This is a genomic window from Actinomycetospora termitidis (genome assembly GCF_030286555.1).
Lineage (GTDB): Bacteria > Actinomycetota > Actinomycetes > Mycobacteriales > Pseudonocardiaceae > Actinomycetospora > Actinomycetospora termitidis.
Genome location: NZ_JASVWF010000003.1, coordinates 557,938 through 578,191 on the forward strand (window position 1 = coordinate 557,938; position 20,254 = coordinate 578,191).

General features: G+C 74.3%; 22 protein-coding genes. 8 read left to right on the plus strand and 14 right to left on the minus strand.

Annotation, left to right across the window (positions count from 1 at the left end; translation table 11 throughout):
* Positions 1-343 precede the first annotated feature (343 nt).
* The 3 genes from moaA (at position 344) to QRT03_RS16110 (ending at position 2,787) form a co-directional block, all read left to right on the plus strand.
* On the plus strand, positions 344-1,438 hold the full coding sequence (moaA, locus tag QRT03_RS16100) for a GTP 3',8-cyclase MoaA (RefSeq protein ID WP_286053917.1): 1,095 nt from the start codon (positions 344-346) through the stop codon (positions 1,436-1,438).
* Positions 1,438-1,716 carry a MoaD/ThiS family protein gene (locus QRT03_RS16105; protein WP_286053918.1) on the plus strand — a complete coding sequence of 93 codons (279 nt, stop codon included), beginning with the start codon at positions 1,438-1,440 and terminating at the stop codon, positions 1,714-1,716. The genes moaA and QRT03_RS16105 overlap by 1 nt, the downstream gene beginning before the upstream one ends.
* Positions 1,717-1,782: 66 nt before the next feature.
* Complete coding sequence (locus tag QRT03_RS16110) at positions 1,783-2,787, plus strand: hypothetical protein (RefSeq protein WP_286053919.1); 1,005 nt, start codon at positions 1,783-1,785, stop codon at positions 2,785-2,787.
* Between the two features lie 13 nt (positions 2,788-2,800).
* Here the strand turns inward: QRT03_RS16110 and QRT03_RS16115 are convergent, their stop codons facing one another.
* Entirely contained in the window at positions 2,801-3,391 is a 591-nt protein-coding gene (locus QRT03_RS16115; protein WP_286053920.1) for a TetR/AcrR family transcriptional regulator, read from the minus strand.
* A 102-nt stretch (positions 3,392-3,493) separates the two neighbouring features.
* On the opposite strand from QRT03_RS16115, the gene QRT03_RS16120 reads away from it, so the two are divergent.
* Both QRT03_RS16120 and QRT03_RS16125 read left to right on the plus strand, forming a co-directional pair.
* Positions 3,494-4,792 (plus strand): FAD-dependent oxidoreductase, encoded by a 1,299-nt coding sequence (locus QRT03_RS16120; protein WP_286053921.1) that lies wholly within the window; start codon positions 3,494-3,496, stop codon positions 4,790-4,792.
* A gap of 16 nt (positions 4,793-4,808) precedes the next feature.
* Positions 4,809-5,276, plus strand: a complete 468-nt coding sequence (locus tag QRT03_RS16125) for a methylated-DNA--[protein]-cysteine S-methyltransferase (protein WP_286053923.1) — start codon at positions 4,809-4,811, stop codon at positions 5,274-5,276.
* A gap of 84 nt (positions 5,277-5,360) precedes the next feature.
* Here the strand turns inward: QRT03_RS16125 and QRT03_RS16130 are convergent, their stop codons facing one another.
* Positions 5,361-6,266 (minus strand): DNA-3-methyladenine glycosylase family protein, encoded by a 906-nt coding sequence (locus QRT03_RS16130; RefSeq protein WP_286053924.1) that lies wholly within the window; start codon positions 6,264-6,266, stop codon positions 5,361-5,363.
* Positions 6,267-6,285: 19 nt separating this feature from the next.
* On the opposite strand from QRT03_RS16130, the gene QRT03_RS16135 reads away from it, so the two are divergent.
* Complete coding sequence (locus QRT03_RS16135) at positions 6,286-6,669, plus strand: VOC family protein (protein ID WP_286053925.1); 384 nt, start codon at positions 6,286-6,288, stop codon at positions 6,667-6,669.
* A 163-nt stretch (positions 6,670-6,832) separates the two neighbouring features.
* On the opposite strand, the gene QRT03_RS16140 is transcribed toward QRT03_RS16135, so the two are convergent.
* The 10 genes from QRT03_RS16140 to mftF all read right to left on the minus strand — a co-directional run bounded on the left by QRT03_RS16140 (position 6,833) and on the right by mftF (position 17,821).
* Positions 6,833-7,432 (minus strand): helix-turn-helix domain-containing protein, encoded by a 600-nt coding sequence (locus tag QRT03_RS16140; protein ID WP_286053926.1) that lies wholly within the window; start codon positions 7,430-7,432, stop codon positions 6,833-6,835.
* A complete protein-coding gene (locus tag QRT03_RS16145; protein WP_286053927.1) occupies positions 7,429-8,235 on the minus strand; it encodes an endonuclease/exonuclease/phosphatase family protein in 807 nt (268 codons plus the stop codon). The genes QRT03_RS16140 and QRT03_RS16145 overlap by 4 nt, the downstream gene beginning before the upstream one ends.
* The gene (locus QRT03_RS16150; protein ID WP_286053928.1) at positions 8,235-9,194 is read right to left on the minus strand and encodes a P1 family peptidase; all 960 of its coding nucleotides are present in this window, start codon (positions 9,192-9,194) and stop codon (positions 8,235-8,237) included. Before QRT03_RS16150 ends, QRT03_RS16145 begins: the two co-directional genes overlap by 1 nt.
* On the minus strand, positions 9,194-10,390 hold the full coding sequence (locus QRT03_RS16155) for a CaiB/BaiF CoA transferase family protein (RefSeq protein WP_286053929.1): 1,197 nt from the start codon (positions 10,388-10,390) through the stop codon (positions 9,194-9,196). Before QRT03_RS16155 ends, QRT03_RS16150 begins: the two co-directional genes overlap by 1 nt.
* 96 nt (positions 10,391-10,486) lie before the next feature.
* Positions 10,487-11,338, minus strand: coding sequence for an SRPBCC domain-containing protein (locus tag QRT03_RS16160; RefSeq protein ID WP_286053930.1), 852 nt, complete (start codon positions 11,336-11,338; stop codon positions 10,487-10,489).
* Positions 11,339-11,424: 86 nt separating this feature from the next.
* Entirely contained in the window at positions 11,425-12,276 is an 852-nt protein-coding gene (locus QRT03_RS16165) for an FAD binding domain-containing protein (RefSeq protein ID WP_286053931.1), read from the minus strand.
* Positions 12,273-14,765: a xanthine dehydrogenase family protein molybdopterin-binding subunit gene (locus QRT03_RS16170; RefSeq protein ID WP_286053932.1), complete on the minus strand. Its 2,493-nt coding sequence runs from the start codon at positions 14,763-14,765 to the stop codon at positions 12,273-12,275. Before QRT03_RS16170 ends, QRT03_RS16165 begins: the two co-directional genes overlap by 4 nt.
* Positions 14,765-15,283 carry a (2Fe-2S)-binding protein gene (locus QRT03_RS16175; protein WP_286053933.1) on the minus strand — a complete coding sequence of 173 codons (519 nt, stop codon included), beginning with the start codon at positions 15,281-15,283 and terminating at the stop codon, positions 14,765-14,767. The genes QRT03_RS16170 and QRT03_RS16175 overlap by 1 nt, the downstream gene beginning before the upstream one ends.
* 395 nt (positions 15,284-15,678) lie before the next feature.
* Entirely contained in the window at positions 15,679-16,311 is a 633-nt protein-coding gene (locus tag QRT03_RS16180; protein ID WP_286053934.1) for an MOSC domain-containing protein, read from the minus strand.
* Positions 16,304-17,821: a mycofactocin biosynthesis glycosyltransferase MftF gene (gene mftF, locus QRT03_RS16185; RefSeq protein ID WP_286053935.1), complete on the minus strand. Its 1,518-nt coding sequence runs from the start codon at positions 17,819-17,821 to the stop codon at positions 16,304-16,306. The genes QRT03_RS16180 and mftF overlap by 8 nt, the downstream gene beginning before the upstream one ends.
* Positions 17,822-17,930: 109 nt before the next feature.
* Between mftF and QRT03_RS16190 the strand changes: the two genes are divergently transcribed.
* Positions 17,931-18,521 (plus strand): DUF1707 SHOCT-like domain-containing protein, encoded by a 591-nt coding sequence (locus QRT03_RS16190; RefSeq protein WP_286053936.1) that lies wholly within the window; start codon positions 17,931-17,933, stop codon positions 18,519-18,521.
* Here QRT03_RS16190 and QRT03_RS16195 read toward each other — a convergent pair.
* Positions 18,512-19,165 (minus strand): TetR/AcrR family transcriptional regulator, encoded by a 654-nt coding sequence (locus QRT03_RS16195; RefSeq protein WP_286053937.1) that lies wholly within the window; start codon positions 19,163-19,165, stop codon positions 18,512-18,514. The two genes, QRT03_RS16190 and QRT03_RS16195, sit on opposite strands and share 10 nt — an antisense overlap.
* 29 nt (positions 19,166-19,194) lie before the next feature.
* On the opposite strand from QRT03_RS16195, the gene QRT03_RS16200 reads away from it, so the two are divergent.
* Entirely contained in the window at positions 19,195-19,584 is a 390-nt protein-coding gene (locus QRT03_RS16200; RefSeq protein WP_286053938.1) for a nuclear transport factor 2 family protein, read from the plus strand.
* Here QRT03_RS16200 and mftE read toward each other — a convergent pair.
* On the minus strand, positions 19,577-20,251 hold the full coding sequence (mftE, locus tag QRT03_RS16205) for a mycofactocin biosynthesis peptidyl-dipeptidase MftE (RefSeq protein ID WP_286053939.1): 675 nt from the start codon (positions 20,249-20,251) through the stop codon (positions 19,577-19,579). The genes QRT03_RS16200 and mftE overlap by 8 nt on opposite strands.
* Positions 20,252-20,254: the final 3 nt, after the last annotated feature.

The following is a 20,254-nucleotide window of genomic DNA, read 5'->3' on the forward strand; positions in this document are numbered from 1 at the left end:
GAGCAGCACCAGCGTCAGGACCACCGCGCGCCCGCGGCCGCGTCCCCGGCGCGGAGGGCCGGACGACGGGCGCACAGGGGTCCCGATGACGGCCACGCCCGGCACGCTAGTGACCGTCGGGGCCGGGACGGTGCACGCGGACGACACTCGGCGTGTCACCCGGGTGGGGGATGCGGCGGGACGCGGGTGACGGCCGGGTACCTGTCCGTTCGCACGGTTCCCGCGTCCCCGTCCCGCAGCTGCGTAGAGCGCACGATCACGGGTGCCGCATCTGCGGATCATCGCCCGGACCTGCGGAGATGCTCCTCACGCGCACTCCGCGACGCGGTTATCGTGGCGGGCGATGACCATCCTCGACCTCGGCGTGCCCACCGTCCCGGGGACGTCGGACACCACCGGGACCACCACCCCCGCCGACCGCCCCGACGACGCGCGGCTCACCGACCGCTACGGCCGGGTCGCCACCGACCTGCGCGTGTCCCTGACCGACCGCTGCAACCTGCGGTGCACCTACTGCATGCCCGCCGAGGGCCTGGACTGGATGCCGACCGAGGAGGCCCTCACCGACGACGAGGTCGTCCGGCTCGTGCGGGTCGCGGTCGAGCACCTCGGGGTCCAGGAGATCCGCTTCACCGGCGGTGAACCGCTCCTGCGCCGCGGGCTCGAGGACATCGTCGCCGCGACGGCCGCGCTCGACCCGCGCCCGGACACGTCGGTGACCACGAACGGTCTCGGCCTGACGAAGCGCGCCGGCCGGCTCGCCGCCGCGGGGCTCGACCGCGTGAACGTCTCGCTCGACACCCTGCGCCCGGAGCGGTTCGCCGAGATCACCCGGCGGGACCGGCTCGGCGACGTCCTCGACGGCCTCGCCGCCGCGCGGGACGCGGGCCTCGGTCCGATCAAGATCAACACGGTGCTCATGCCGGGCCTGAACGACGACGAGGCCCCCGACCTGCTCGGGTGGGCCCTCGCCGAGGGCTACGAACTGCGGATCATCGAGCAGATGCCGCTCGACGCGGGCCACTCCTGGCAGCGCGACCGCATGATCACCGCGGAACAGATCCTGGACTCGCTGCGCACGCGGTTCTCGCTGCGCCCCGACCCCGCCGAGCGCGGCGGGGCCCCGGCCGAGCGGTTCCTGGTCGACGGGTGGGAGCGCCCGGGCGGCGGGCCCGCCCGCGTGGGCGTCATCGCCTCGGTCACCCGGCCGTTCTGCGGCACCTGCGACCGCACCCGACTGACCGCCGACGGCCAGGTGCGCACCTGCCTCTTCGCCCGCAGCGAGAACGACCTCCGGTCGTTGCTGCGCGGTGGCGGCACCGACGACGAGATCGCGACCGCCTGGCGGGTCGCGATGTGGGGCAAGAAGCCCGGGCACGGCATCGACGACCCGGGGTTCCTGCAGCCCGACCGACCCATGAGCGCGATCGGAGGATGATGACGAGCTCCGTCGACACCCGCACCGTCACCGTCACGGTCCGGTACTTCGCCGGCGCGAAGGCCGCGGCCGGCCGTGCCTCCGAGCCGATGACGGTGCCCGCCGGCACGACGATCGCCGCGCTGGTCGAGGCGGTCGCCGCCGACCACGGCGAGGCCCTCGTCAAGGTGCTGGCGGCCTCGTCGTTCCTGCTCGACGGCACCGCCGTGCACGCGCGCGACGAGGCCCTGGCCGACGGTGCCGTCCTCGACGTGCTGCCGCCCTTCGCCGGAGGCTGACCACCCGCTGGGCCGAACGGGTGGCATCCTCGCCGGGATCGATCACGCACTGCTACCACTACGGGTATGCGCCGCGTCGCACCCGCCGTCCTGATCGCCCTCGTCGTCCTGTTCGGCACGGCGTGCTCCGGGAGCGCCGAACCACCGCCGGTCTCCGCTCTCGGACCGGTGGCGATGACGGGCGATCCGCGGACGGCGGACGCGTGCGCGCTGCTGGACCCGCAGCTGTTCACGGGGACGATCCCGCCGTCGCCCTACCCCGGAGTCGGTGACGCGGTCGGTTCCTGTCGACTGATCGGGCAGGCGGAGCCCTACCGCCCGCAGAGCGCCGAGGCGTCGTTCGCCCACGAGCGCTCGATGACGATCACCTCGGCCGAGCCGCCCGAGCCGGCCGGGAGCGCCACGATCCTGCGCCCGCTGCCGACCTACGACGTGTGCCGCCGCGTCGTCCGGCTCGTCGACGGCACGTTGGTGATGTTCGCCGGACGGACGATCTCCGAGCAGGCCCGCATCGGCGCGGACGGCGGACCGCCTCCGGTCGCGGACTGCCAGGTGGCCGAGCGGGCCCTGCGGTTCGGACTCGCGCGGCTCGCGGGCACCGGCATCACCCACGGGCCGAGCCACCAGCCGGAGTCGGTGCTCGAACGCGGGGACGCGTGTGCCGCGCTGGGCGACCCGTCCGCCCGCCTCGGACTCACCGACCCCCCGCGCTACGTCGGGTTCGCCGACCGGCACTGCTTCGTCGGGACCCCGGCCCCGGGACAGCCGGTGGCGTGGCTCGACTTCGTGGCCATGGACACGCTGCCGCCGTACCCCACGCCGAGGGACCTGCGGCCGGAGATCCGCCCCGGGCGCGAGGGTCAGGTCTCGAGCTACCCGGGCCAGTTCGGGTCCGCCTGCCAGGTGCTCGTCCCGTGGAACATCACGAACTACTACGTGCGCCCGGGCCCGAAGCAGTGGGAGGTCGTGCGGGTCGTCGTCGAGCTGCCCGTCGACGTCCTGCGCGCGTGCGACCTGGCCGTGCAGCTCGCGCGCGAGTCCGTCCCGCGGCTGCCGGCGCCTCCGGCCTGACCACCTCGCGGGCTCAGAGGTCCGCGGTGAGGTAGCGCTGGAGGGTCGGCCCGTAGGCGGCGACCAGCGTGGCGGTGTCCGCCGCCCGCAGCTCCGGCAGCTCCACCACCTCGCGGGCCACCAGGATGCCGACCACCTGCGAGGCGCAGAGCTCCGCCCGCAGGCGCGGGCGATCGGCCCGGACGGCGGAGGCCACCGGGTCGAGCACGGCCCCCGTCAGGAACTCCCGGAGCATCTGGGCCGCCGGCGGGTGCCCGACGGCGGAGCGGAGCAGGGCGATCATCGGGTTGGCCGGCCCGAGCCGGGCGAAGGTGACGAGCAGGGTCCGGACGAGGCGCTCGCCGAGGCCGTCCACACCCTGCGCGAGCAGCCCCGCCACCATGTCGGCCGGGTTGAACGGGAAGGCCATCGCGGTCGCGAACAGCCCCTCCTTGCTCCCGAAGAAGTGGTGGACCAGGGCGGGATCGACGTCGGCCGCGGCGGCGACCGACCGCATCGTCGTCTCCCGGAACCCCTGCTCGGTGAACCGGGCCCGCGCCGCGGCGAGGATCGCCTCGCGGGTCCCGGAGTCCCCGGGGCGCCGTCCTGCCGCCCGCCTGGCCATGCCGTCACCCTATCCGAACTCACCTGCCGTTGAATTCCACGCGGCGAGGCCGTACCGTTCGGGACGGAGGAATTCATCGATCAGTGAGTTGAGGTGGGCGCGATGGAGCGCACGACGTGCTGCGTGGTCGGGGGCGGGCCGGCCGGGATGATGCTCGGCCTGCTGCTGGCCCGGGCGGGCGTGGAGGTCACGGTGCTCGAGAAGCACGCGGACTTCCTGCGCGACTTCCGCGGCGACACGGTCCACCCGACGACGCTGGACCTACTCGACGACCTCGGGCTCGGCGAGCGGTTCGCCGCGCTGCCCCAGAGCCGGGTCGACGAGGTCGCCTTCCCCACGGAGCCGATGCGGCCCGGCGCCGCCGTCGGCCACGGACCGATGCTGCGGGTCGGGGACTTCACCCGGCTCGCGGCGCTCGGGGTCCGGCACCCGTACGTCGCGATGGTGCCGCAGTGGGACCTGCTGGATCTCCTCGCCGACGCGGCCGGCCGGGAGCCGTCCTTCACGCTGCGGATGAACACCGAGGTGACCGGGCTGCGCCGCGACGGCGAGCGCGTCACCGGGGTGCGGTACCGGACCGCCGACGGTGTCGAGGGCGAGATCGGGGCCACGCTGGTCGTCGCGGGCGACGGCCGGACGTCGACGGCCCGCACCGGGGTCGACCTGCCGATCACGGAGTACGCCTGCCCGATGGACGTCTGGTGGTTCCGCCTGCCCCGGCACGCCGACGACACGATGACCGCGCTCTCCCCGCGCATGGGCGACCGGCGCTTCGGCCTGCTCATCCCGCGCGAGGGCTACTACCAGGTCGCCTACATGACGCCGCCGGGCTCGGACGCGGCGCTGCGGGAGCGGGGGCTCGAGGCGTTCCGCGCGGACGTCGCCGAGCTCATCCCGGAGTTCGCCGACCGCATGGACACGATCACCTCGCTGGACGAGGTCAAGCTGCTGTCGGTGCAGCTGAACCGGCTGCGGCGCTGGCACGTCGACGGACTGCTGTGCCTCGGCGACGCGGCCCACGCGATGTCCCCGCTCGGCGGGGTCGGCATCAACCTCGCGATCCAGGACGCGGTCGCCGCGGCCACCCTGCTCGCCGAGCCGTTGCTCCGGGGACAGGTCACCCCGGAGGAGCTCGCGGCCGTCCGACGCCGGCGGGTGCTGCCCACGGTGCTCGTGCAGACGCTCCAGCGCGTCATGCACCGTGCGATCCTGCGCCCGGTCCTCGAGGGCCGACGCAGCGGTCCCCCGGCCGCCGTGCGGCGCCTCATGGCCGCCGTCCCGCCGGCGACGATCCTGCCCGCCTACCTGATCGGCGTCGGGTTCCGCCCGGAGCGGGCCCCGGCGTTCGCCCGGCGCGAGCCGGAGCCGGTGCCGGCCGGCGCGCAACACCCGTCGTCGTGACGGTGTTCTCCCGGGCATGACGCTGGTGCACGAGACACGGATCGGACCGCTTCACCTGGAGGCGTCCGGGGTCGGGCTCACGCTGGTCGGGTTCACCGGGCCGGAGTCGCCCGGCCCCGACGACGCGGCGGTGCTCGACCTCGCCCGTCGCGAGATCGACGCCTACCTCGACGGCCGGCTGCGGGAGTTCACCGTGCCGGTCGACCTGTCGGGCATCTCCGAGGCCCACCGTCGGGTGCTGCGGGGGCTGGACGACGTCGGGTGGGGCTCGACGATCACCTACGGCGGGCTCGCGACGAAGGTCGGGCTGCCGCTGTCCGACTCGCGGCGCGTCGGCGGGGCGATGGCGCGCAACCCGGTGGCGATCGTCGTCCCCTGCCACCGTGTGGTGGGCTCGGACGGCTCGCTCACCGGCTACGCGGGCGGGCTGGACGTCAAGCGTTCGCTGCTCGACCTCGAGGCCGTGGAGTCGATGCTCTTCTGACGCCTCGAGCGGGCAAGATCCCGTTCCGCCGAGCGGAGAGGGGCGGGGACCGATCGGTCCGCTCGGCGGAACCGGATCTCGGCCTCAGACCGGCATCGTGTTGACGGCGTGGTCGAGGGCGGCCCAGAGGTACTGCGTCGCGTAGGCGCGGTAGGGCCGCCACGCCTCGGCACGGGTGACGAGGTCACGGTCGCGCTCCGGGAGCCCCAGCTGCTTCGCGGCGACGCGGATGCCGAGGTCGGAGGGCAGGAACGCGTCCGGGTCGGCGAGCGCACGCATCGCGACCGAGTCGACGGTCCACGGCCCGATGCCGCGCAGCGCGCCGAGCTGGTCGCGCGCGTGCGGGCCGCGCAGGTCGACCGACCCGTCGGCGAGGGCGGCGACCAGCCCGTGCAGCGTGCGCTTGCGGCTGGCCGGCATCCCGAGCTCGTCGTCGGTCAGGGCGGTGAGCTGGTGCGGGGTCGGGAAGAGATGGGTGAGCGACGAGCCTTCCGGGGCCAGACCGTCGGGCAGCGGGGTGCCGTGGGCGCGGACCAGCCGGGCGGCGTGCGTCCGGGCGGCGGCGGTGCTGACCTGCTGCCCCAGCACGGCGCGGACCGCGAACTCGTCGGGGTCGGGGCTGCCCGGCACGCGGCGACCCGGAGCGGCGTCGACGAGCGGACGCAGGACCGGGTCCGCGCGCAGTGCCCCGTCGACCGCGGCCGGGTCGGCGTCCAGGTCGAGCAGGCGCCGCGCGAGCCGGACGGCCTCCGCCCGGTCGTCGGGATCGCACTGGAGCTCGGCCTCGACGACGCCGCCGAGCGGCGGGAGCAGGCTCACGACGGCGGGTCCGTGCGGCAGCCGCAGCGTGCGGCGGTAGGCGCCGTCGAACCACTCCTCGACGCCGGGGACGGCGGTCGCGACGAGGTGCCCGTAGAGGTTGTCCGGGCGCAGCGGTGCGGTGAAGTCGAGGGCGACTGTCCGATGGATCCACGACCCCGACGCCGTCACCGGCCTAGCCTCCCACGCCATGAAGCTCCAGCCGTCCGCCGTCGGGATCGTCGTCGCCGACATGGCCGCCTCGCTCGCCTTCTACCGCTCGCTGGGCCTGGCCGTGCCCGACGAGCCCGCGCCGCACGTGGAGGTCCCGTTCGGCGCCCTGCGCCTGCTCCTGGACACCGAGGAGACCGTGGCGTCGTTCGACCCGTCGTTCACGCCGCCGACCGGCGAGGGCCGGGTGGGCCTCGCGCTGGAGTGCGACTCCCCCGCCGATGTCGACACCGCCTACGAGCGACTGGTGGGTGAGGGGTACCGCGGGCACCTCGCGCCGTTCGACGCGGTGTGGGGTCAGCGGTACGCCTCGGTGCTCGATCCGGACGGTGTGGGGGTCGACCTGTTCGCGGCCTCGTCCTGACGCCCCGCGCCGAGAAGCACACCAGGCACCTTCCCGAGCCGCGCGAGGTGCCTGATGTACCTCTCGCGAACGCCTCGGCGCTGCTCCGTCCGCGAGTGCTAAGTCAGGCATGCCGGCGGGCTCCGGAAGTTGCCAGGTGTAGCACTCGGCGGGGCGATCGCGCTCACCCGAGCGCCGTGGGCGCCCGTCCCGTCAGCGCCCGCGCCTCGCGGGAGAGGTGCTGCTGGTCGACGTAGCCCACCGCGGCCGCCGTGTCCGCCCAGGAGATCCCTTCCCGACGACGGGTCAGGGCCCGCTGGAGCCGCAGCACGCGGTGGAGGTGCTGCGGCCCGTAGCCGAACCGCGCCCGGCACCGTCGTTGCAGCGTCCGCGCGGAGAGCCCGACCTCGTCGGCGATCGCCGCCACCGGCACGCCGCGCGCGGACGCGTCGAACACGACCTGGGCCCACGGCCCGTCGTCGGGGAGGTCGGCCAGCCGCCGGCGCAGCCAGGACCCGGCGTCGGGAACCCGCCCGACGACGTCGTCCAGCGGCACCGTCCGCCCGACCAGCTCCTCGGCGGGCACCCCGAGCACCAACGCACCGACGCCGTGCGAGAACCGCACGCCACGGAACCGGCCGTCGCCCTCGGCCTCGCGGGCCACCGCGTCCGGGCCGGCGACGACCACCTGGCCGTCCGGACGGACGATCACGTCCAGGCAGCCGTCCGGGAGGATCAGCGAGGGCCCGGCCGCGTCGCGGACCCACGGGTGCGCCACCGTCACGCGACCACCTCCAGGTCCACCAGGATGCCGTGGTGGTCCGACGGCCACACCCCGTCGGTGCCCGGACCGTCGCCGAAGACCGCCGTCCCGGCCACCCGCAGCGGCACGCTCCCCCGCCCGGCGCCGAGGAGCACGTGGTCGATCCGCGACGGCGGGGAGCCGCTGGGGGCCACGTACGGGTTGGTCGGGGTCCAGGTCGGCTCGTCCGGGTCGGCGGCCCAGCGCCGGGCGTTGACCATGACCAGGCCGGGCTCCGCGGGCGCGGTCAGGTGCCCCTCGACCAGGCGCATCTCGTCGGAGGCGGCCTCGGCGTTGAAGTCGCCGAGCACCAGGGGCGGCAGGTCGGTCGGCGGGGCCGTGACGACGTGCCGGGCGATCACCCGGACCTGCTCGCAGCGCTGCGCGGACCCGGTGACCGACGACGTCAGGTGCGCGGACTGCACGTGCCACGAGCCGACCGGGGTGTCGACGGTGGTCCCGAGCAGCACCCGGCCGGTCCCGGTCAGACCCTCGAGGTGCAGCGGGTGGACCGGCCAGCGGGCGAGGACGGCGTTGCCGATGCCGTGGTCCGTCGGAACCCGCGAGGTCCACGACGACGGGTCCGGCGACGCCCCGAACACCGCGTGCATCCCGAGTTCCGCGGCCAGCTCGGTCGCGAGGTCGGTGTCGCCGCGCGACCACACCTCCTGCAGGCCGATCACGTCCGCGTCCAGGGCACGCAGGGTCTCCAGGATCGCCGGGCGTCGCCGGTCCGGGTCGCCGAAGCGCCACCACAAATTCCAGGTGGCCACGCGCAGCCGCATCAGCCCAGCACCACCTCGGTGTAGCTCCGGAAGCCGCCGACCGACTCCGCCGCGAGCACCGCGTTGCCCACCGCCCGGGTCACCGCGTCCGCCCCCGCCGTCAGGAGGGCCTGTACGCCCCCGAGGTCCGGCGCCGGACGATCGCACGTCGCGAGACCGAACAAGGTGTCGCCGTCGGTCATGCCGTGCACCGGGCGGATCGCGCGGGCGAGCCCGTCGTGGCCGACCGCGGCGAGCTTGGAGCACTGGGCGACCGACAGCGTCGCGTCCGTCCAGACCACGCCGATCGTGGTGTTCAGCGTCGGCGGCGCGGCCGCCGCGGACAGCCGCTCGAGCAGACCCGACCTGTCGTCGGGCAGGGGCGGGGGTGTGCGGTCGTCCGGGGTGAGGTGCCGTGCGGCCCACAGTTCTCCGGTCCGCGGGTCGACGGCCGACCCCGCCGCGTTCACGACGACGAGCGCGGTCACCTCGCCGGCCTCCGTCGCCACGCGCGCCGTCCCGACCCCGCCCTTGAGGCCCCCGACGACGGCGCCCGTGCCGGCTCCGACGACGCCCATCGGGGACGGCCCCTCGACCGCGGCCGCGTACGCCGCGGCCCCGAGCGCCGCGTCGGGCCGGCGCCGGAAGTCGCCGCCGCGTCCGAGGTCGAACACCACCGCGGCGGGCACGATCGGCACGACCTCCCCGGGGCCGCCCACCGGGAACCCGATCCCGGCCTCCCCCAGCGCGTCCATCACCCCGGTCGCGGCCGCCAGCCCGTACGCCGAGCCGCCGGACAGCACGACGGCGTGCACCCGGTCGACGAGCGTGCGCGGGTCGAGCGCGTCGGTCTCCCGGGTACCGGGCCCGCCGCCGCGCACGTCGACGCCGGCGACGGCACCGTCGGGACCCGGCAGCAGCACCGTCGTGCCGCTGAGCGCGCCGGGTCCGGAGAGGGCCGCGTGACCGATGCGCACCATCAGATCGTGCCCTGCGTCGCGAGCTCCGCGATCTCGTCCTCGGAGAGCCCCAGCTCGCCGTAGACCTCGTGGTTGTCCGCCCCGAGCCGCGGGCCGGCGCGGCGGACGCGGGCGGGCGTCCCGGCGAAGGTGGGGACGACGCCGGGTCCGAGGACGTCCTCGTCCAGCCGCTCGTCGTGGTGCGCGACGATCATGTCGCGGGCGAGGAACTGCTCGTCGGTGACGACCTCCGCGATCGTGTTCACCGGCCCGACGATCACCCCGGCCGCGTCGAGCAGCTCGCGCACCTCGTCGGCGGGCTTCGAGGCCACCCAGTCGGCGACGATGCCGTCGATCTCGTCCTGGTTCCGGCCGCGGGCACCGTGGTCGACGAACTTCTCGTCGGTCGCGAGCTCCGGGCGACCCATCGCCGCGCAGAGCCGCGTGAACACCGTGTCCTGGTTCGCGGCGACGACCATCCACAGCCCGTCGGCACTCCGGTAGATGTTCGACGGCGCGATCCCGTCCAGCCGGGTGCCGCCGGGCCGGCGGACGCGGCCGAGCTTGTCGTACTCCGGGATGCAGGACTCGAGCACCGACAGGCAGGCCTCGGTGATCGCGATGTCGACGACCTGCCCCTTCCCGGTGACCGAGCGGGAGTACAGCGCCGCCAGCACGCCCTGGACCGCGACCATCCCGGCCAGCGAGTCCCCGAGCGAGACCGCGGTGCGGGGCGGCGGCTGGTCGGGGTAGCCGTTGATCCCGCGCAGTCCGCTCATCGCCTCGGCGACGGAGGCGTAGCCGGGCTTGGACGCGTACGGCCCGGTCTGGCCGTAGCCGGAGACCCGCCCGAGGATGAGTCCGGGGTTGGCCTCGGCGAGCACGTCGAAGCCGAGCCCCCAGCGTTCCAGGGTGCCGGGGCGGAAGTTCTCGACGATGACGTCGGTGCGCTCCACGAGCTGCAGGAAGAGCTCCCGGCCGCGCCCGCTGCGGGGGTCGAGGGTGATGCAGCGCTTGTTCCGGCCGATCACCGTCCACATGAAGTGCTCGCCCCGGTACTCGCCCTGCCCCCAGTCGCGCAGCGGGTCGGGCCGGCCCGGCGGCTCGATCTTGACGACGTCGGCGCCGTAGTCGCCGAGGATCCGGGCCGCGAACGGTCCGGCGATGATCGTGCCCATCTCGAGCACGCGCAGCCCTGCGAGGGGTCCGGAGTCCATGGTCGACATCCTGCCCCTCCCGCGGGCCGACGGAACGAGCGAAGGGCCCCCTCGGTCGGTCTGCTCGACCGAAGGGGCCCTTCGCTCAGAACACGATCAGCGGCGGGCGAGCCGGATGATCAGCAGGATCAGCGCCAGGACGCCGACGCCGGCGGCGACCGGCACCAGGCGCTTGGTCAGCGCGTCCGACGAGGCGTCGAGCAGGTCGATCGCCTCGGCCTGCTGGCGCTTCGGCTTCGGGGCCGACTGCACCGGGCGCGGGCCGGCGCCCGACGCGGGCGACCCGCCGGGGACCGCCGCGGCCTCGTCGGCCTTGCGGGCCTCGGCGACCGTGGAGGCCATCGGGGCCGCCTCGGGCGCTCCGGAACCGGCGGCGACCGGCGCCGGCGACGCGGGCTGCGAGACCGGGGTGGCCGCGCCGGAGACCGGCTCGGTGCCGGACGAGACCGGGGCGGCGGACCCGTTGGACTGCGCCGACGCGGGCGCCGCCTCCGGGGCCGGGGCGTCCGCGAACTCGTCCGCGAGGCACGACGCGAACTGGCCGAGGATCTTGTCACCGACGTCCGACATCACGCCGCGGCCGAACTGGGCCGGCTTGCCGGTCACCTGCATCTCGGTGAGGACGGTGACCTTGGTGGACTCCGGGCCCTCCGAGGACATCGTCAGGGTGGCCTTCGCCGAGGCGGTGCCGTTGCCGCGGGAGTCGCGGCCCTGGGCGTCGACGACGATCTTGTGCGCGGACTTGTCGCGCTCGACGAACGTCCCCTTGCCCTTGTAGGTCATGGAGATCGGGCCGAGCTTGACCTTCACGGTGCCGGTGAAGTCGTCACCGTCGGCGGAGGTCAGCGTGGCGCCCGGGAAGCACGGCGTGATCTTCTCGGGGTCGTTCATGGCGTCGTACACGGTGTCGATCGCGACCGGCACGGTGAAGGTGTTCTCGAGCTGCATCTACGCCTCCTGGCGAGTGGGTGGACGCACGTGAGGCCCGCCCCGGACTGGGACGGGCCTCACGGTAGGGCGCTGGGCCGGGAGTGTCAGCCGGCCGCGGCGAGCACCGCGCGACCGGTGAGGACCTTCGCGAGGTGCTCGCGGTAGTCCGAGCCGGCGTCGGCGTCCGACGTGGGGCTGGTGCCCTCGGCGGCGGCCTGCGCGGCGGCGCGGACCGTCTCCTCGCTCATCGTCTGCCCCACCAGGGCCGACTCCACACCCCGCGCCCGGACGGGCGTGCCTGCCATGTTGGTCAGGCCGATGCGTGCGTCGGTGATGGTGCCGCCCTCGACCTTGACCGTCGCCGCGACCGCGACGATCGACCAGGCCTGCGCGACACGGTTGAACTTCTCGTACCGCGCGCCCCAGCCCGTGTACTTCGGGAAGCGGATCGCGGTGAGGATCTCCTGCGGGCCGATGGCCGTCGTGAAGTAGTCCTCGAAGAAGTCGGCGGAGGCGACGGTGCGCTCGCCGTCCGGGCCGGCGATGACGAACTCGGCGTCCAGCGCGAGCGTGGGCGCCGCGAGGTCACCGGCCGGGTCGGCGTGCGCCAGGGCGCCGCCGAGGGTCCCGCGGTGGCGGACCTGGAAGTCCGCCACCGTCTTCGTCGCCTCGCTGATCAGCTTCACGTGCTGGTTCAGCAGGTCGTCCCGGGTGACGTCGTGGTGGGTCGTCATGGCCCCGACGACGATCTTGTCGCCCTCCTCGCGGACGCCGCGGAGCTCGGCGATGCCGCCGAGGTCGACGACGAGCGAGGGGTCACCCATGCGCAGCCGCAGGACGGGGATGAAGCTCTGGCCGCCGGCCAGGATCTTCGCGTCGTCCCCGCCGTCGGCCAGCGCCTGCACGGCCTCCGCGACCGACGTCGGCCGGACGTAGTCGAACGATGCCGGGATCACAGCGCGCCTCCCTGGTTCTTCACCGAGTCACTCTTGGCCATGCTGCCCAGGCCGGCGCCGGGCGAGGCGACGTTCGCCTCGTCGGACTGCGCGCCGGTGCCCTTGGCGGAGTTGAGCGCCGTCCACACCCGGTACGGGGTCGTCGGCATCTCGATGTCCTTGACCCCGTACTGCCGCACGGCGTCCAGGACGGCGTTCACGACGGCGGGGGTGGAGGCGATCGTGCCCGCCTCGCCGACGCCCTTGACACCCAGCGGGTTGGTCGTCGACGGGGTCGACGTGTTCGCGGTGTCGAAGCTGATCAGGTCCGCCGCCGAGGGCAGCGTGTAGTCGACCAGCGTGCCCGAGAGCAGCGTCCCGGACTCGTCGTACGGCGCGTCCTCGTAGAGCGCCTGGGCGATGCCCTGGGCGAGCCCGCCGTGGACCTGGCCCTCGACGATCAGCGGGTTGATCACCGTGCCGATGTCGTCCACGCAGACGTACTTGTACAGCGAGACGAAGCCGGTCTCGGTGTCGACCTCGACCGCGCACAGGTGGGTGCCGTGCGGGTAGGAGAAGTTCTCCGGGTCGAACGTCGCGTGGGCGTCGATGTCGGGCTCGATGCCCTCCGGGTAGTCGTGGGCGGCGAACACGGCCAGCGCCACGTCCTGGATGCCCACGCCCTTGTCGGTGCCCTTGACCGAGAACTTGCCCGCGGTGAACTCGAGGTCGTCCTCGGAGGCCTCGAGCATGTACGCCGCGATCGGCTTGGCCTTCTCGACGACCTTCTCGGCCGCCTTGACCATCGCGATGCCGCCGACGGCGAGCGAGCGCGACCCGTAGGTGTCCAGCCCGCGGTAGGACGACTGGGTGTCGCCGTGGAGGATCTCGACGTCCTCGAACGGGATGCCCAGCTTGTCCGCGATGATCTGCGAGAACGCGGTCTCGTGACCCTGCCCGTGCGGGCTGACGCCGACGACGACCTCGGCCTTGCCGGTCGGGAGCATGCGGATGGCCGCGGTCTCCCAGCCGCCGGCGCCGTAGTCCAGCGAGCCGAGCACGCGGGACGGCGCGAGGCCGCACATCTCGGTGAAGGTCGAGATGCCGAGGCCGAGCTGCTTGACGTCACCGCGGTCGCGGCGCTCCTGCTGCTCACGCCGCAGGCCGTCGTAGTCGAACATGGACATGGCCTGCTCGGTGGCGGCCTCGTAGTTGCCCGTGTCGTAGGTCAGCGTGCTGACCGTGGTGAACGGGAACTCCTCGTGCTTGATCCAGTTCTTCTTGCGCAGCTCCATCGGCTCGATCCCGAGCTCGACGGCGACCTCGTCCATCATCCGCTCGATGCCGAAGGTGGCCTCCGGGCGCCCGGCGCCGCGATAGGCGTCGGTGAGCGTCTTGGTGGTGAAGACGTTGGTGCAGTCGAACCGGTAGGCCGGGATCTTGTAGATCGCGTTGAACATGAACGCGCCCAGGATCGGCACGCCCGGCCCGACCAGGCCGAGGTAGGCACCCATGTCCGCGATCAGCTTGACGTCCAGGCCCTTGATGACGCCGTCCTTGGTGACGGCGACCGTGAGGTCCTGGATCTGGTCGCGGCCGTGGTGGGCGGTGAGCAGGGACTCCGAGCGGGTCTCGGTCCACTTCACCGGCTTGCCCAGCTTCTGGGCCACCAGGAGGGTGACGACCTCCTCCGGCGCCACGGCGATCTTGCCGCCGAAGCCGCCGCCCACGTCCGGCGCGATGACGCGGATCTTGTGCTCGGGCAGCCCGAGGGTCAGCGCGAGCATCGTCTTGAGGATGTGCGGCACCTGGGTCGAGGACCACATGACCAGCTGCTCGCCGGTCGGGTCCACGACGGTGGAGCGCGGCTCCATGAAGACCGGTACGAGGCGCTGCTGGCGGAAGCGGCGCGTGATGACGACCTGGTCGTCCGCCTTCTCCGCCGCGGCGATCGCCTCGGACGCGGACCCGCCCGAGCCGGCCTCGCCCGAGTCGAACACCCACTGGGCGTTCTCGTTCGTGCCCAGCTCCGGGTGGACGAGGGTCGCGCCCTCCTTGAGGGCCTCCTCCATGTCGAGCACGGGCTCGAGCTCGGAGTAGTCGACCTCGACCAGCTCGGCGGCGTCCTTCGCGGCGGCCGCGGTGCGGGCCACGACGACGGCGACGCCCTCACCGGCGAAGTTCACCCGGCTCCCCGCCAGGGCGGGACGCTGCGGGGACTTCATGTCCTTGGTGATCGGCCACGCGCAGGGCAGCTGCACCGCGTCGGCCCCGATGTCGGCCGCGGTGTAGACCGCGACGACGCCCGGGACCTGCTTGGCGGCGCTCGTGTCGATGCTGCCGATCTCCGCGTGCGCGAAGGGGCTGCGCACGATGGAGAGGTGGAGCAGGCCGGTGATGGCCTGGTTGTCGGTCCACCGGGTGCGCCCGGTGATGAGCCGACGGTCCTCCTTGCGGCGGCGGTCGCGCCCGATCTCCTGCGCCGGGGCGCTGTTCTCGACCGTGGTCATCAGGCACCGCCCCCGGCGACGGAGGACGTCGCGGGCTGGGAGGCCGACGCGCCCGGCTTCATCTTCTGGGCCGCGTCCTGCACCGCGCGCACGATGTTCTGGTAGCCGGTGCAGCGGCAGAGGTTGCCCTCGATGCCCTCCCGGACCTCCTGCTCGGTCGGGTCCGGGTTGTCCCCGAGCAGGTCGATCGACTGCATGATCATGCCGGGCGTGCAGTAACCGCACTGCAGCGCGTGGTTGTCGTGGAACGCCTGCTGGACCGGGTGCAGCTGACCGTCGCGCTCGAGCCCCTCGACGGTGAGGACCTCGCTGCCGTTGGCCTGGACGGCCAGCACGGAGCAGGACTTCACCGACAGGCCGTCGAGGTGGACGGTGCAGGCACCGCAGTTGCTGGTGTCGCAGCCGATCACCGTGCCGGTCTTGCCCAGTCGTTCCCGCAGGTACTGCACGAGCAGCATGCGGGGCTCGACGTCGTCCTCGTAGACGAGGCCGTCGACGGTGGTCCGGATGCGTGCCATGGATTCACTCCTCACACACGCCCCCGTCCGCGTCCCGCGGGTCGAGGAGGCGAGCACGTCGTCGTGGTGGTGGGCCGTCGGGACGCGGCCGGTGTGGGCCGGTCGCGCGCGACGACGCCATCACGCCCGTCAGCGTGGTGGCGGCCACATCACACCCCCGTGATCGCCACGGCGCAACGCCCGGCCGGGGTGGGTCGGATGTGATCTCCGGTGCAGGTCAGGCACATGTCCGGTCCTTGATCCGAAGATGCGGGGGATCGACGGCTCTCGACTCCGCACCTGCGTTCCATACATGTTCTGAGACCACGGGACGGCACGGCGAGGATGGGGAAATCGGGCGGTCCGGACAGCAGGGCGACCTGTCCGATCGGAGAGGGTGGGGTTTCGCGCCGACCTCACACCCGCGCACGGGCCCAGCGGTGGTACATCGAGGCGAGCTGCGGCACGTCCAGCAGGGTCGCGGCCCGGGTCCGCTCGTGGTGGTAGATCGTGAACACCTCGCCGAGGGTGACGCCGTGGGCGGGCCGGTCGACCACCTCGATGCGGTCGTCCGCCGCCACGTGGCCCGTCGTCACGACCCGGAGGTAGGCGCCAGGACGCACCGCGGCGACGAAGCGACGCGGCATCGTCGGGTCGCCGGAGTGCAGGCCCAGCTTGAAGCACGGGATGCGCGGCTGGGCCACCTCGAACTCGGCCGACCCGACCCGCCAGCGCTCGCCGACCACGACGTCACGCAGGTCCAGACCCGCCGTCGTGAGGTTCTGCCCGAAGGTCTGCGGGTCGACGTCGCGCCCGAGCTCGGTGCTCCACCACGCGACGTCCTCGGAGGCGTACGCGTACACCGCCTTGTCCGGGCCGCCGTGGTTCTCGAGGTCGGCCTGCTCGTCGCCGTCGAGATGCTCGCGGTGCACCGCGACCGGCCCGTCGACGGGGTGCTTCGCGCTCGCCGTCAGCGTCCGGCGGTCCTGCGGGCCGTCGATCTCGACGGCCCGGCCGACGGCCACGGTCACGACGCGGGGTTCAGCCATCGGGTCCCTTCCCGGAGAGGTCCGGCAGCAGTGGCGCGACGGTGCGGTGTCGCCACGCGCCCCACCACAGTCCGGCGCCGTAGGCCAGGTCGTCCGCGCGGTGCGCGGCGACGTGCAGGACGGCGTCCACCGGTCCGGCGCCGGTGTCGCGGAACCGGACCCAGTCGGCCAGGCCCTCGGCGACGGCCGCGACCGCGACCGCCCGGCGCACCCGTCTGCTCACCAGCGCACCGAGCGCCGCCGCCGGCCACCAGTGCCGCGTCAGTGCGCCCGCCGCCTGCCACAGGGCGCCCCCGAGGCCCCACGGCGCCAGCACGAGGGCCAGGGGCACGGGTCCCCCGACGGTGTCAGCACTGCGGCCATGCTGACGCCGGACGTCAGATTCGTGGGGGGTATGACCACGGCGGAGCACGATCCACGGCTCTCCCGGCTTGCGGAGGCCCCGGGCCAGGCGGGCGGTCGCGACGAGCGTGACCACGCCCGCCGCGGCCGTCGACCACCGACGTTGGACCCCCAGCAGCGTCACGGCCGCCGCGGTCCATGGAGCCAGAGCGACCGGCGGGACGCGCCGCGGGTGCTGCCGGGCCAGCGGCGCCGCCCCGGTGCCGTAGAAGGCCTTGCGGGCGAGCCAGGCGCGGACGGCGGCGCGGTGCTCGTGGGCGACCCGCGCGGCCGGTTCGTAGCGCAGCCGCCACCCGGCCGCGGCGATCCGCCACACCAGGTCGACGTCCTCGGCGACCGGCATGTCCTCGCGGAACCCGTCGCCGAACGCCTCCCGCCGCACCACGAGCGCCGCACTGGGCACGTAGGCCACCCGCGAGCGCGCGGTCACGGGGGCCGGGCGCGCCCCGAGGTCCAGGGACGACCGCCGCCGCTCGTAGCGGGTCACCGGGTTCTCCGGCCCGCCGTCCGCCCAGGCGACGATCCGCGGGGCGACCGCGCCGACGGCCGGGTCGCCGAGGTGCGCGAGCAGGGTGTGCAGCCACCTCGGCTCCGGGACGACGTCGGAGTCGAGGAACGCGATCACGGGGGTCGTCGAGGCCCGGGCGCCGGTGTTGCGGCCCGCCGACGGGCCGCGCGACGACGGGTGCCGCACCACCCGTCCCCCGTGCCGCCCGGCGACCTCCTCGGTCCGCCCCGGATCGTCCGAGCCGTCGTCGACGACCACGATGCCGCCCAGTCCCGGCGCGGTCGCGACGACGGCGGCGAGCAGGCGCTCCAGCTCGCCGGGACGGTCGCGCACCGGCACGACGACCGTCACCTCGTCCGGCCCCGGACCGTCGCCGCCCACCGGGTGCGCGACCCCGGCGTCCGAGAGCAGCCGGGCGAGCGCCGCCGTCGTCGGGGTCCCGACGACGAGCTCCGGCGCGGCCAGGAGCCCGCGGGCGGCCGCGGACAGGCGCAGCACCCGCGGTGGCGACCCGCCGATCCAGGTGGCGCCGCCGTCGACGCGCCACGTGCGGGGATCGGGGCGGACGGTCCAGCCGTCCGGCAGGCGCGGGGTGCTCATGGCGGAGCGCGAGTCTAGGCGGGCCGGCGGCCGGGACCCCGGTGTCCGCCGTCACCGACCCGGCGTCTCCGAATCCGGCACGGGGGACGTTCCCCACTAGGGTGGGCGCATGGCCGACGAGCCGGACCACCGGGACATGCGGGCGGGCGACCGCGACCGCGAGGCCGTCGCCCAGCTCCTGCACGAGGCCCACGGCGAGGGCCGGCTGGACCTCGCCGAGGTCGACGAACGGCTCGCGACCGTCTACGCGTCGCGCACCTACGGCGAGCTGGAGACCGTGGTCGGCGACCTCCCGGGCGTCCACCTGCCGTGGACGGCCACCATGGCCGCACCCGTCCCCACGGCGCAGATCCCGGTGCTGACCCTGACCGCGAACATGGCCTCGGAGAAGCGGGTCGGGGTGTGGGAGGTGCCGCCGCACATCGTCGCGGTCCCGTCGGCCTCGGACGTGAAACTGGACTTCCGCGAGGCCGTCTGCCGCCACGACCGGGTGCACATCGAGGTCCACGGCAGCATGGGTTCGCTGGTGCTCATCGTTCCCGACGACTGGTCGGTCGACACCGACGGCGTCTCCTCCGGCTGGGGCAGCGTGAAGAACCGGCACCGCGGGCCGGCGGGCCCGGGCAAGCCGACGATCGTCGTGACCGGGAAGGCGGGCATGGGCACCGTCAAGACCCGCGGCCCGTACTTCTACGAGTAGAGCGCACCGACCACCGTCAGGCGCAGCTGTTCGCGGAGCTCGCCGTCGCGGGCCGTCGGGTCGACCACGTGCGCGGTGCACACCCGGCGCAGCGCGCGCTCCAGGTCGGCCGCGCGGTCGTCGGGGAGGTCCGGGCGCATCCGCCGCACCGAGCGGACCATCCCGACGAGCTCCGTCGTCATCGCGTCCTCCAGCGCGCCGTGCAGGACGTCGATCCCGAGCTGCCCGGCCGCATCCACCGAGGGCCGGACCCACCGGTCGACCGCCTCCGAGAACCCGTCCAGGGCGCGCGAGACGAGCTCGACCGGCTCCACGTGGCCCCACCGCGCCTGGAAGTCCGCACAGGCCCGCCCGAGGTTCTCCGGGGCCAGGCCGTAGAGCAGCAGGGAGCGCTTCGAGTCGAAGCGGTGGTACAGCCCGCCGACCGACAGGCCGGCGGCGCGGGCCGCGCGCGCCATCGTCAGCCGCCGCGCCCCGCCGTCGGGAATCAGCGGGACGACCGCGGAGAAGATCTCCCGCCGCCGCAGCACGACGTCGTCCGCCGGGCGCCCGCGGGCTTTCCCGAACGACGGCGCCCCTTCCTCTCCGGAAGTCGCCGTGGGCTCGCTCGCGAGCAGCGGGACGACCGACGCTGGGCGGGACACGCGACGAGCGTTCAGGACGGAGGGGACGGATGTCCAGCAGGGACGACGTGGAGGTCGCCCGGGAGCTCTACGCGGGCTTCGCGGCGCGGGACATGGCCGCGGTGGGGGCGCTGCTGCACCCCGAGGTGCGGGTGGAGCAGGCGGGCGGGCTGCCGTGGTCGGGCACGTACACGGGCCCGACCGGGGTGCAGGCCTTCCTCGGCGCGCTGCTCGCGCACGTCGACTCGCGGGTCGAGATCGGCGAGCTGTTCGCGGTGGGCGACGCGGTCGTGCAGGTCGGCCGGACCCGCGGCACGGCACGGGCGACCGGGCGGTCGTTCGACGCCGCCGAGGTGCACGTGCTGCGCGTGCGCGGCGGGTCGATCGCGTCCTTCGAGGCGTTCGTCGACGAGGCGGAGTTCGCACGGGCCCTCAGCTGAGGCGGCCGTGCTCGGAGACCCGCCAGTCGGCGATCGCGTCGCGCAGGGCGGCCGCCAGCACCGCGACCGTCTCGGCGCCCTCGGCGGCACTCGCGCCGGTCGGGTCGCCGAGCACCCCGTTCGGGCTGACGTCCCGGACCGACCCGGCACGCATCGCGGGCATCAGCTCGGCCAGCGGCGCGGTGTTGCCGGGTGCGGCGAGGTCGGCGCGCACGTGGTCGGGAGCGAGCGCCAGCATCAGCGACGTCTCGTAGCGCCCGGCGTGCGCGTCGGCTCCCGGGACGCCGCACGAGTGCCAGGCGACGTCGCGGCCCTCGTACCGCAGCAGCGTCGTCGCCGTGGCCAGCGCCGGGACGTTGCCGCCGTGCCCGTTGACGAAACACAGCCGCCGGGCCCACCGGCACGCGGAGCGGCCGGTCTCGACGAGGACCGCAGCCAGCGTCTCGGTGCCGATCGAGATCGTGCCGTCGAAGCCCTCGTGCTCCCCGGAGGCCCCGAAGGCGATCGGCGCGGTGACCGGCAGCCCGAGCCGCGCGGCCACCGTCGTCGCGACCGTCGTGTCGGTGCCGAGCGGCAGGTGCGGTCCGTGCTGCTCGGTTGCCCCGACGGGGACGAGCAGCAGGTCCGTCCCGGCGCACTCGGCGGACCGGGCGTTGCTGATCTCCACGCG